Here is a 12,280-nt window from a genome sequence, read left to right on the forward strand (position 1 = left end):
CCAATCCTATAGTAGGTTCTTTGTCTGATTTTTCTCGAATGAATTTTTCCATCCGTATAGTTCGTTCTCTTTAATGTAGTTATAGCAATTTGTAGGTAAGAGGTACTTTGCTTCTCCCCCAATAGCAAATTCATCACGAATATAAGTAGAGCTGATCTCCATGGCAATACCCTTATCGATTAGATGAAAAGTGCTTCCATCATCGTTATTACGCAGCAAAGGAGAACTACTTATCGCCTTCAACATATCAATTCCATCTCTAGCCATGACAATAAATTTGTTTTCGCTAACTAATTTATCTGCGTTACCCCACTTACCTTCCCCAATATCTACTAACAAATCCGCTCCCATTATGAAATATAAATCATCCTCGGGATATACTTTCTTTAAGTGTACCATTGTCTCGTAGGTAGAGATTTTCCATGCATCTTGCTTCATCTCAAAATCATCTAGGGTAAACTTTCCGTCAGATTCAATCGCCATTTTTATCATATTCCAACGATGTTCGTCCTCGGTTTTCATTGTTTTATCTTTTCTTTTGTTAGAGCAAGGTAAAAAGATGACCTTGTCTAACTTGCAACGATTTGCAATTGTGCTCGCTGTAAAAAGATGTACATTGGTAATGGGGTCAAAGGATGACCCGTAAATCCCTATCTTAGCCATGAGGTTTCCTCCAGGTATCATAAAATTAGTCGCACTGTTTAACACTTTTTCAATAAACTAAAAGTTTCTTCCAACTGTGGCATAATACTAAGCCATTTAAAACAGGGAACACATTTAACTTCGTGTTTTCAGGTGCTCTACTTTTTCTTTTACCTGCTGAATATTAGCCATTTTGTTATTCCAACATTTCTGACTTAAGTCAACTGGGTATTCTTCTGGGTTCATAAGTCGCTTATATTCATCCCAAAGGAGCGACAAATTGTCTTTTACATCCTGTTGGATTTCTAGAATTCGGGGCAACTCATACACCTGTTTCCCATCCACAAATATGTCATGATGAAGTTCTTTTGCTTCGTAATTTGTCACGAACTTACTAATATAGGTATGAATCGGATGGAACATTTTCAGTTTTTCTTCTTGCCCTGGTTGTTCATCATCCATGGCGATATAATCACCTTCTGACTTATTACTCGACTGATTTATAATGCGATAGACTTTTTTGAGTCCAGGTGTAGTAACTTTCTCTGGGTTCCCTGAAATCTTTATGGAATCTACCATATTTCCACTCTCATCTTCAATGGACACTAATTTATAAACTGCTCCGAGTGCCGGTTGATCATATGCTGTAATTAGTTTGGTACCGATTCCCCAGGCATCAATCTTAGCTCCTTGTTGTTTTAATTGAGCAATAGTATATTCATCCAAATCATTGGATGCTACAATTTTCGTGTTTTTAAAACCGGCTTTGTCTAACATTTTTCTAGCTTCTTTAGATAAATAGGCCAAATCACCGCTGTCGAGTCGAATCGCTTTGAAGTTGATTTTATCGCCTAGCTCTTTTGCTACTTTAATAGCAGTAGGAACTCCAGATTTTAAAGTATCATAGGTATCAACTAAGAAAGTGCAATCTTTATGTCTTTTTGCATACTTGTGAAATGCGGTATATTCATCGCGATACGCTTGAACCATGGAATGGGCATGTGTACCGGATACAGGAATTCCAAATAATTTTCCAGCTCTCACGTTGCTTGTTGCCTCAAACCCTCCTATAAAGGCGGCTCTTGTTCCCCATATAGCTGCCTCCATCTCTTGAGCACGTCTGGTCCCGAATTCCATAGCAGCCTGATCACCAATCACTTGTTTCATCCGAGAAGCCTTTGTTGCGATTAATGTTTGATAATTGACGATGTTCAGTATAGCTGTTTCAATTAATTGCCCTTCAGCTAAAGGAGCTTCAATACGTAACATAGGTTCGTTATGGAAGACCAATTCTCCTTCTTTCATCGAACGAATCGTGCCAGTAAATCTCAACGTTTGAAGGTATGCTAAAAAGTCTTCTCCATACCCTAGTTCGTTTTGAAGGTACTCTATATCACTCTTTGTAAACTGGAAGTTAGAAATGTATTCGACAATTCTTTCTAGTCCTGCATATACCGCGTACCCATTTCCGAATGGCAGCTTTCTAAAGTACACTTCAAAAACCGCTTTTCGATTGTGTATATTATCTTCCCAGTATGTTTCTGCCATATTAATCTGATAAAGGTCGGTGTGTAACGCAAAGCCATCATCTTTATAAATTTCCGTCATTTTAAACCCTCCATTTCTTGTGACTAGTTGTAACAGCAATTTGGATCTATCTTATCTCTGCACCTATGCTATTTTGAAAATGACCTAAAGCCCATTCGTGGCCTAGTTGGTTGAAGCTTGCAACAGCCTCTTTATGCACGACTACTTTAAAGCCTTTGTTAAAAGCATCCACAGCTGTATGAAGTACGCAAATATCGGTACATACGCCAACAAGGTGAACTTCTGTGATCTGTCTTTCTCGTAATTTTAACTCTAGGTCAGTACCTGCGAACGCGGAATACCTAGTTTTGTTCATCCAATATACTTGTGCATTGTGTTTGTTGTTTTCATATACATCTTTGAGTCTTCCGAACAAATCTCGACCTTCAGTTCCCTCAATGTTGTGAGGCGGAAAAAGCTTAGATTCAGGATGGTAGTTGTCATCCTTCTGGTGTGTGTCAATAGCGAACACTACAAAGTCCCCATTCGCTATAAAATTCTCCGTTAGTTGTACGATAGTTCCTTCAATGTCCTGTCCTGGTTTACCACAAGTTAACGCGCCGTTATCTGCTACAAAATCCACTGTGTAATCAATGTTCAATAATGCCTTTTTCATCATTTATACGCTCCTTTATATTTAAGTTAATTATAATTTTTTAACTGTTAATCAATAAATTGGACAAAATTAATAGTTTGCATTATAGATGGAAACAAAAGGCTCGAAGTCTGTGAATTTATATAGCTGGGCTTTGTTTTTTGACCATCTATTAGATTTTTTCAGCTCGCCTTTAACCATTACTTTTTCAATGAATGGTAAAGATGGTGCTTTTCTAAAAAACTGAGAATCCAGTTTAATCCAAGAGTCATCCAATACAGTTAGTAGAACACCTTGTAATTCTGACAACACGAATTCTTTTGGTAAGAAGTTCTTTGCTAATGTAGTGAGTGCCATATCTTTTTTTATAATCCAAATAGCATCCTCAATTATTTGTTTGTGATCGAAAGCTAGTTCTAACTGACCGATTTCTTCTAAGGTGAATAATTGTACATCCGATGCATCATCAGCTGCTTTACGTTTGACTAATTGGTTTTCAGGTACGATAGCATAATGGGCATTCGAGATAATCCAAGCACGCTTGTCACGTCCAGGTTTATCGTAGGTACCGAAGTGTTTAATCTTGAGATTGTTTACTCCTGTCTCCTCTTCCAATTCCCGAGAGGCTGCTTCAAAAGCAGTTTCATCTGGTTGGACAAACCCACCAGGTAATGCCCATTTCCCACCTTCAACGTTTGGTTCTCCTTCTGCATCCTTCTCTGCTCGTTGTATCAACATCAACTTCAAGTCTTTCACTGGCGGTTTGTGCTTTTCTACTTCGGTAGAAATGATGGTAAATACGGCAATATCGCTAGTGTATCCGTCTGGCGTTTTATATTTGTTTGGATTGTAGTTTTCTAGCATTTCTTCTTCCGACTTGTATTTCCCCATTATTTTAACCACCCTCCTCATTTAATTAACAGTTTGTTATTTGTTAATTATATATTACGCTTGAATTTTTTAAATTGCAAGGCATTTGTCTATATTATTTTTTTAATATCGAAAAATAGTGAGCAAGATTGAGAGTACCTTCTTCAGGCTATTCAACTATATTTACTTAATGTAAGTATTGAAGGTTATTCCAGTAATTAAAAAAGACCCATTACTAAAAAACGGTAATGGGTCTGGTCTTACTTAATTAGAAAGGATTTGTCGCTAATAAACTGGCTGTTTTTACATAAATTCTAGGATTCAATTTTAATTGTGAAACGATGAAATCAGCAATATCTTCTGGTTGCATAAATTGTTCCACTTTTTCTTTATCAACTAAGTCTGATTTAGTAGCTAGTTCAGTGACTACTGTACTTGGCGTCAATGCTGTCACGCGTATATTATTCCGACGAACTTCCTGAGCCAATGATTCGGTTAGTCCAATAACACCAAATTTAGATGCACTATAAGCACTGGAACCTGGCGCTCCATTTAATCCGTTCGTAGAAGAAATATTAATAATATCTCCTCCATTTTTTTCGATCAATTGGGGAAGTACTGTATGTGTCACATAATAAGTACCCATTAAGTTAACATCGATAATCTTTTTCCACTCTACTGGATCCGTATCTACTAGCTTCTCAAAGCCACCAATGCCTGCATTATTTATTAATATATCAGCAGTTCCTAACTCATCAGTTAATTTCTCTATCGCTTGCTGCACTTGTTCTAGTGAAGAAACATCTGCTGGTGCATAAGCCACTTTAACACCTAAGTCATCTATTTCCTGGGCTACTTCCTTTAACGCTTCCTCTGTTCTTGCAAGTAAGCCAACGTTTACTCCTTCTTTTGCTAGAGCTACAGCGATAGCTTCTCCAATACCTCTACCTGCTCCCGTTACAAATGCTACTTTACCTTTTAGTGATTGTCCCATTTTAGCAACTCCTTTGGATTTATCTTTTAATCATAGCCCTATAAAATGGAAAACTCCAATTAGTCAACTTCACTATTAATGTCAAAATACCTTTTGCATTATTTGTCAGACATATTTTTATTAATAAATGTCGAAGTTCCAGTCACCATTAACAGTAGAATTTGCCTAGACATCTCCATTGGTGATTCCACACAACCATTTTCTAGCCATCCGTTTCACTTCATGTTAATTTAACTACTATTTTGTTTTAAAAGAGCCGAGAAAAGTGATGATAACTTTTCCCGGCTCTTTTTTAATCTTCGACTGGTAACCAGCCTTTCACATTCATCAGTCTGTCCCATAATGGATCTGGAATCACTAATTCTTCTTGTGCATTTCTAGAAAGAGTTTTACGTAATTGATCTTCCTCACCTGCTTGGACTTTCTCAATCCACTTCGGTTCCATCAGTAATTCGCGACCTAGCGCTATGAAGGGGATACCTGTTTCAAGTGCTTCTACTACTTCATCTGCTGTATGCAATGAACCTACTCCAACTATCGGAGTACGATCTCCTATTTTTTCATGTATCTTAACAATTCTTGACTCTGTTTTATCCTTTTCACGGAAGGAGCCATTCCAGAAATGATTAACAGAAACATGTAAGTAGTCTAATCCCTGATCTGCAAGCTTATCGACAAATTGAAGGGTATCGTCCAATTGAATTCCTGGATTACTACCCTCTTCAGGAGATATTCGGTAACCTACGATAAACGGTTTTTTTGCATGCTCCTTCACTGCTTTCTTGACAGAATCTACGATAGCTAAAGGAAAATTCATCCGATTCTGAAGGGAACCGCCCCATTGGTCTTCTCTTCTATTTGAATGAGGCGAGAAGAATTGTTGTAATAAATAAGTGTTCGCACCATGAATTTCTACCCCATCAAAGCCAGCTTCAATTGCTCGTCTAGTAGCATCTCCAAAAGCTTGGATTGTTTTATTTATTTCATCCACTGTCATTTCTCTTGGTGTTGCTGCTCCTTCGCGTTCTGCAGCAACAGCACTAGCTGAAAGTGGCTGTTGATCTGGTAATAATTGTGGCGGAGACTGTCTGCCTCCATGATAAATCTGTATAACCGCTTTTGTTCCATTTGCTTGAATAGTTTGCGCTAACTTTTTTAATCCTGGAATGAATTTATCATCATCAATACTGAATTGTCCCGGAAAACCCTTCCCTTCCTTAGTCACATATGCACAGGCAGTTATGAATGTCCCAACTCCCCCAGTTCGCTCTTTATAATACGCTAGCTCTCTTTCAGAAACTTCTCCATTATCTTCAGAGGAATAGTGAGTCATTGGAGCAACCATTATTCGATTTTTTACTTCTACCCCTGATGGAAAAGTAAATTCTTTAAAAATCTTATCATATTTTTGTTTCATGTTCTTAACTCCTTTACTAGCCATTCCTAAGAAGGACAATATATTATCACTATTAATACTACAGAAGTTAGAAATAATCTGCCAACAATCTGCCATATAAAAAAACCTATGTAGCACACTATTCCACAATAGTATGCTACATAGGGATTATTTATTGTTCCGATCTTATTTTTTCTATTTCCTTAACCCAAGCGTCAATCTTTTGATGAATACGATTGTATTCGTCATCGACTTCTTTGTTTTTATCATCTCTTAGTTGTGTATTTATTGCCTTTAGTTGATCTGAATGCTGATTGACCTTTTCGTTAAGTTCTTCTCCCTGTTCCGAGGTAATCGATTCCTCTGCAACTAATAACTGGATCATTTTCTTAAAGCGGCTACTTTCTATATTGACTGCATTACTAAGTTTCATAGACATTTGACCTATTGCATACTTTGCATTACCTACAGTAAAACCATTAGGACCAGAATGCTTAATCCAAACTACATCTGTCATGCTTGGGATAACCCATTTATCTTCAATACTATTATTTAGTTCTTCGCCATTATCAGCAGAAATATACTCCCCATTACCGGCTTCAGCTACTGCTTTTAATTGGTCGTCTCCTTTTTGATCCACATTAAATCCAATAATATTCACTTTGCGATTTTCGTTATCCTGTGCAAATTCTTGTGCTGCACTTACCGGATCCCCATCACAGGTTTCCGCCCCGTCACTAACAATATAAACTGTTAAAGGACCTTCCACATTTTTGCTTGCTTCGTTGACTGTCTGAATAGCAGCTGCTAGTGGTGTCCATCCTTTTGCAGCCACCTCATCAACCGTAGTATTAAATTCTTCTTCCTTATAATTTTGTAATGGATATACTTCGTCTATTTTCGTACATGAAAGTTCCTTATCCTTGTTTTCCTGTGTTCCAGCATGTCCATACACATAAAGCGAGACTTCATTGTCTGTTCCTAAAGTTTTCGCAAATCGCTTAACTGCAATTTTAGCAATCCCCATTTTCTCCTTACCATCTACTGGAAGGAGCATGCTTGAGCTAGCATCCAATAACAGAAAAGCTTTTGTCGGGGCTGCCTCCTGATTATTTCCCTCTTCCCCAAACTCCTTTGTCGGTTTTGGCAAATACGGCTCGTTCATAACTGCAGCGTAGTTAATCTGCTTTTCTAGTAAATCCTTATATACATGGCTTCCAAAGTAGTAACGTAACGCCTTGTACATCGTATCTGTGTCATCTGCTACCTCTATCACACTTTTTAGCTCTTTCTTTTCCTCTGCATTTAAATCCCTAGCTTCTTGGGGCCAGCTAGAAGTTTCATGATCTATTGTGTAGTCAAGTGCGAACAACCCGGGCTCTGTATTCTTCCATTCTTCTATCGTTGTAGGAATTACTATTTGGTCGATTACACTAAGATCTGCTTCTTTTGAGTCAGTTTTCTCATTCGTTTGTTTTTCTTCTACCATTGTTTCCTCGTCCTGCTTTGTAACTTCTGCTTCCTCACTCTCGCTACAGCCTGAGAAAAGCAAAGCGAGTAAAGCAACTGGAATTATTTTTCTATACATCTATATTAGCCCTCCTTCTATTGCCATTAGTTCCTATACGTACCTGATCCGTATTTGTTTCAAAAAACGTCGACTAGAGTTTGTTGGAGGCAATTAATAAAGGTGCTAGGTTATCAACCTAACACCTTTTTAGATGTTCCTGTCTATTTAAAAATTTAATAATTCTTTTATTCTCTTTTATATCTAAAAGATGTATTCCGGTATCTCCTGTTGCAAATTCATATTCACTTGTATTTGGTTGCTTTAGGAAAGCATTTATGAAATGAGATATGAGCCCTCCGTGAGATACGATTGCCACGCGGTTATAGCTCTGGTAATCTAGTAGAATTTGGTGAAAAATTTTTTCTGCTCGGAAGCGAAACTCTAATGCTGATTCACCCAGTTCGATCGGAATATGTATGGGTCTTCCTGAGGGCGGAAGAGGATATTTTACCCTAGCTTCCTCTCTTGAAAGACCTGCTAGCACACCATTGTTAAATTCCATTAAGTCTTTTTCTAAGAGCAAGTCGCAGCCCACAAATTTTTGTAGTGTTTCGGCAGTGCTTTTTGCTCTCAATAATGGACTAGCAAGGATGAGGTCAGGTGGAAAGTGTTCCGCTACATATGTAGACATAACAATTGCTTGCTGCTCCCCTAATTTAGTTAAAGGGAAATCAGCTCTTCCTTCATGCACGCCTAACAAATCTGCTTCTGACTGCCCATGTCTAACGATCAGTAACTCCACTTGAACACCTCCACTTTACTTCATCACATATTCTGCTAATACACTTTGAACCTTGTATATATTCAATGATTTATTGAATTTTTTCTGTATAGGTACAGCACTTCCAGATAACCAAATTTTTAACTCCGCATCCATGTCAAAAGTGCCAGCTGTTTCGATTGAAAAATGCACAACACTTTTATAAGGAATCGAGTGATACTCTACTTTTTTCCCGGTCATTCCTTGTTTATCGATAAGCAGTAAACGTTTATCCGTAAAAACGATCAAATCCCGTATAAGCTTATATGCATGCTCTACCTTTTCAGCAGGAGCAAGTAATTCCTTTAATTCACTTTCTACTTTGTCATTCTCAATCTCTGATGCATTCCCCATTAATCCATCTAAAATTCCCATCCTAATTCCTCCTAAAGTATATTATATTATCCATTCAATAACAGTAACGAGAAATCCTGCTATTAGGTGCAAATTTTTAAAATAAAAAAATACCAACTTCTAAATGAAATTGGTACCGTAAATTCGTCCTATTAGTTTTTGTTCTTAGCTTCCGTATTTAGATCATCCACTTTAAACTCTTCCGCTACTTCGTCGACAATATCTTTTGTTGAATTTTTAAATTCTTTTAATGTTTGTCCCACCGCTCTACCTAATTGCGGTAATTTAGATGGTCCGAATACGATCAAGGCAATCACTAAAATAATGATTAGTCCTGGTACACCGATATTTGGCATGATAATTCCTCCATTTGGTTGCTAGATTATTTATAGTCCATTGGCAAATTTAATATACATCAAATTATTTATTTTACACTTTTTACACAATACACCCTTCTATGTAATTTGTAAATAAGCCCAAATGTAATAAGTTTTCTGAATATTTTATATTATTTTACTTTGTATATTGTCTAGAAATCAAGATATAAATAGAGTAAACTTAGAACGGTTGTTTTGTATAATTATATTTTAATAATTAGTATAAAGTAGTTTATTACTATAAGTAAAAGGAGAACAAACGTGACACAATATAACTTGGAAGAACTTAAAATGTTAAATCAATTATTATTTGCTTTGTTTATTGTAGCGGATTTTGCACTAGCTCTTTTCTTCTATAATAATACTTTTCCGTGGTTTGCTTTAGCAGGTGCAGGTATTGGTTTAGCAATTATTGTTTTTTGTTGGACAGGAAAAAAATATCTGTTCTTTATTGCATCATTGTTAGTTTTTACTGCTCTGTACTCAGTAGTGTATAACTGGCATTCCATTGTCCATTAATTTCATCAAATATTTACCTAGTTAATATTCTCAAATTATTTTATTGTGGAGGTAATATTATGTCAGAACAGAAAAAAAGTAATGCCATTTTAGATAAAAAATCTTCTAGACGTACTTTTATCAAAAATTCAGGATTAACAGTTGGAGGAGTTGTATTAGGAGGAGCACTAGGTAGTCTTTTAGTGAATGATAAACAAAATACACCAACTAATACAAACGAGCACTCTGGGGGTACTAATTCTAACCCAAACGTTGCTTTAATGTATTTCACACCCGATCAATATCGCATTACCGAAGCTGCCGCAGAAAGAATTTTCCCTGCAGATGAAAACGGTCCTGGTGCGAAAGAATTACTTGTTGCTTACTATATTGACCATCAATTAGCAGGTGCTTGGGGCATGGGGTCAAAAGAATATACATCAGGCCCTTTCTTCGAAGGAGCAGATACCCAAGGTTACCAAGGACGTCAAAATAGACAACAAATTTTTCAAATTGGTTTAAAAGGAATTCAAGACCAAAGCTTAAAAACATATGAAAAGTCTTTCATCGAACTTTCAGAGGAAGAACAAGATGCAATATTATCCGAGTTTGCTGATGGAAACGTCGAACTGAGAGGAACATCTTCTGCACATTTCTTCGGAGTTCTAAGAACAGCAACAATTGAGGGTGCATATGCTGATCCACTATACGGTGGTAATGCAAATATGGAAGGTTGGAAAATGAAAAACTTCCCAGGTCATCAGATGAGCTTCGTAAATATTATTGAAAAAGAATTTACTGTAGTTGAGCCAATGGCATTAAATTCTCAGCACAAACATTAATAGTATCGCAGATATATAGTATTTGACGTTAGAGGAGGAATAATAATGGTAACAAAATTACCTAAAGTAGATGTTGTCACAATAGGTGTAGGCTGGTCCGCTGGTATCATCGCAGCTGAGCTAACAAAAAAAGGCAAAAAAGTTGTTGGATTAGAACGTGGTAAAGAGAGAAAAACTGAAGATTATTACATGGCCCATGACGAACTTAGATATGCAGTACGCCATGAAATGATGCAAGATCTTTCTAAAGAAACAATTACTTTCCGTAATAATGACAAAATGCGCTCTCTTCCAATGAGATCTTATGGTTCATTCTTACTTGGTGTTGGTGTTGGTGGTTCTGGTGCCCACTGGAATGGCCAAAACTTCCGTTTCCTTCCATATGATTTTGAACTACGTAGTAAAACAATTGAAAAATATGGTTTAGATAAAATACCTGCGGATATGACTATCCAAGACTGGGGTATTACATACGATGAGATCGAGCCTTATTATGATCAATACGAGAAAATGGCAGGGATTTCTGGTGAAGACAATCCCCTAGGTGGAAAACGCTCTAACCCCTTCCCTACTCCAGCGATGAAAAAAACAGAAGCTATGCGGTTATTTGATGACACAACAAAACGAATGGGTTACCATCCGTATGTACAACCATCTGCCAATCTATCGGAAAATTATACAAATCCAGATGGAATCTCTCGAGCAGCTTGCCAATATTGCGGATTCTGTGAGCGTTTCGGCTGTGAATATGGAGCAAAAGCAGAACCTGGCGTAACTGTACTGCCAGTTGCACAAGCTACAGGTAACTTTGAAGTACGTCCACATTCTGAAGTACGTCGTATTTTATACACTAACGGAAAAGCTACTGGAGTTCTTTACACAGATTTAACTACTGGGGAAGAATTCGAACAACCAGCAGATGTTGTCGTATTATCAGGTTATGTATTTACAAACGTTCGTCTTCTATTACTTTCAGGAATCGGAAGACCATACGATCCAACTACTGGAACTGGAGTAATCGGGAAAAACTATGCTTACCAAATTCGTAAAGGTAGAGCAACTGGATTCTTTGATGACCACAAGTTCAACAACTTTGCAGGAGCCGGTGGTTTAGGTATGATTATCGATGATTTCAACGGAGATAACTTCGATCACTCTGATTTAGACTTTATCCACGGTGGGATGATTATCCTTGGTCAAACTGGACAAAGACCTATTGCCAACAACCAAGTTCCATCAGGCACAAAATCTTGGGGTAAAGAGTTTAAAGATGCTTCCCTAAAATATACAAATGCTTCTTTAACTGTAAGTGGTGAAGGTGCTTCCATGGCCTATAAACAACATTTCCTTGACCTAGATCCTGTTTACAAAGACGCTTTTGGTGATCCATTAGTTCGTATTACTTTTGACTTCGAAGAACAAGACCGTCAGTTGACGAAGTTTATGGCTGAGAAGTGTGGAGAAATCCTTAAAGAAATGGGTGCGAATCATGTTGATGTTAGTGGAGATCTTGGGCCTTACAATGTTGCTGAATATCAATCCACTCATAATACTGGTGGTGTAATAATGGGTGCAGATCCTGAAACATCTGCAGTCAACAATTACTCACAAATGTGGGATGTCGAAAATCTATTTGTTGTAGGTGCATCATCGTTCCCACAAAATGCTGGATACAACCCAACTGGTACAGTAGGTGCATTATCTTACCGTGCGGCTGAAGGTATTCTGAAGTATATGGAAAAAGGCGGATCACTAATTTAAATCGCTTTAAGAGGCTGTCCCAAGTATGGGAGAG

Annotated in this window: 13 protein-coding genes; 3 read left to right on the top strand and 10 right to left on the bottom strand. The window is 37.4% G+C overall.

Annotated features, from left to right (window positions below; genetic code table 11):
• Positions 1-6: 6 nt before the first annotated feature.
• The 10 genes from nadD to tatA form a co-directional block, all read right to left on the bottom strand.
• The gene (nadD, locus tag BLR36_RS11550; protein WP_093061889.1) at positions 7-663 is read right to left on the bottom strand and encodes a nicotinate (nicotinamide) nucleotide adenylyltransferase; all 657 of its coding nucleotides are present in this window, start codon (positions 661-663) and stop codon (positions 7-9) included.
• Between the two features lie 114 nt (positions 664-777).
• A complete protein-coding gene (locus BLR36_RS11555; protein ID WP_093061890.1) occupies positions 778-2,250 on the bottom strand; it encodes a nicotinate phosphoribosyltransferase in 1,473 nt (490 codons plus the stop codon).
• 46 nt (positions 2,251-2,296) lie between these two features.
• Positions 2,297-2,845 (bottom strand): cysteine hydrolase family protein, encoded by a 549-nt coding sequence (locus BLR36_RS11560; protein ID WP_093062049.1) that lies wholly within the window; start codon positions 2,843-2,845, stop codon positions 2,297-2,299.
• Positions 2,846-2,914: 69 nt separating this feature from the next.
• Complete coding sequence (locus BLR36_RS11565; protein WP_093061891.1) at positions 2,915-3,715, bottom strand: NUDIX domain-containing protein; 801 nt, start codon at positions 3,713-3,715, stop codon at positions 2,915-2,917.
• Positions 3,716-3,962: 247 nt separating this feature from the next.
• Complete coding sequence (locus tag BLR36_RS11570) at positions 3,963-4,688, bottom strand: 3-ketoacyl-ACP reductase (RefSeq protein ID WP_093061892.1); 726 nt, start codon at positions 4,686-4,688, stop codon at positions 3,963-3,965.
• Positions 4,689-4,980: 292 nt separating this feature from the next.
• On the bottom strand, positions 4,981-6,105 hold the full coding sequence (locus BLR36_RS11575; protein ID WP_093061893.1) for an NADH-dependent flavin oxidoreductase: 1,125 nt from the start codon (positions 6,103-6,105) through the stop codon (positions 4,981-4,983).
• Between the two features lie 151 nt (positions 6,106-6,256).
• Positions 6,257-7,672 carry a VWA domain-containing protein gene (locus BLR36_RS11580; RefSeq protein WP_093061894.1) on the bottom strand — a complete coding sequence of 472 codons (1,416 nt, stop codon included), beginning with the start codon at positions 7,670-7,672 and terminating at the stop codon, positions 6,257-6,259.
• 118 nt (positions 7,673-7,790) lie between these two features.
• Positions 7,791-8,396, bottom strand: a complete 606-nt coding sequence (locus BLR36_RS11585; protein ID WP_093061895.1) for a histidine phosphatase family protein — start codon at positions 8,394-8,396, stop codon at positions 7,791-7,793.
• 15 nt (positions 8,397-8,411) lie between these two features.
• The gene (locus BLR36_RS11590; protein WP_093061896.1) at positions 8,412-8,789 is read right to left on the bottom strand and encodes a PH domain-containing protein; all 378 of its coding nucleotides are present in this window, start codon (positions 8,787-8,789) and stop codon (positions 8,412-8,414) included.
• 131 nt (positions 8,790-8,920) lie between these two features.
• On the bottom strand, positions 8,921-9,124 hold the full coding sequence (gene tatA, locus BLR36_RS11595) for a twin-arginine translocase TatA/TatE family subunit (RefSeq protein ID WP_175454060.1): 204 nt from the start codon (positions 9,122-9,124) through the stop codon (positions 8,921-8,923).
• Between the two features lie 282 nt (positions 9,125-9,406).
• Here tatA and BLR36_RS11600 point away from each other — a divergent pair, with 282 nt between their 5' ends.
• The 3 genes from BLR36_RS11600 to BLR36_RS11610 are packed head-to-tail and all read left to right on the top strand — an operon-like array spanning position 9,407 to position 12,246.
• Positions 9,407-9,664 (top strand): hypothetical protein, encoded by a 258-nt coding sequence (locus tag BLR36_RS11600; protein ID WP_093061898.1) that lies wholly within the window; start codon positions 9,407-9,409, stop codon positions 9,662-9,664.
• Between the two features lie 59 nt (positions 9,665-9,723).
• Positions 9,724-10,485, top strand: a complete 762-nt coding sequence (locus BLR36_RS11605) for a gluconate 2-dehydrogenase subunit 3 family protein (protein WP_093061899.1) — start codon at positions 9,724-9,726, stop codon at positions 10,483-10,485.
• 45 nt (positions 10,486-10,530) lie between these two features.
• Positions 10,531-12,246 (top strand): GMC family oxidoreductase, encoded by a 1,716-nt coding sequence (locus BLR36_RS11610; RefSeq protein WP_093061900.1) that lies wholly within the window; start codon positions 10,531-10,533, stop codon positions 12,244-12,246.
• Positions 12,247-12,280 lie beyond the last annotated feature (34 nt).

Origin of the sequence: Psychrobacillus sp. OK028, from assembly GCF_900103605.1 — a bacterium.
GTDB lineage: Bacteria > Bacillota > Bacilli > Bacillales_A > Planococcaceae > Psychrobacillus.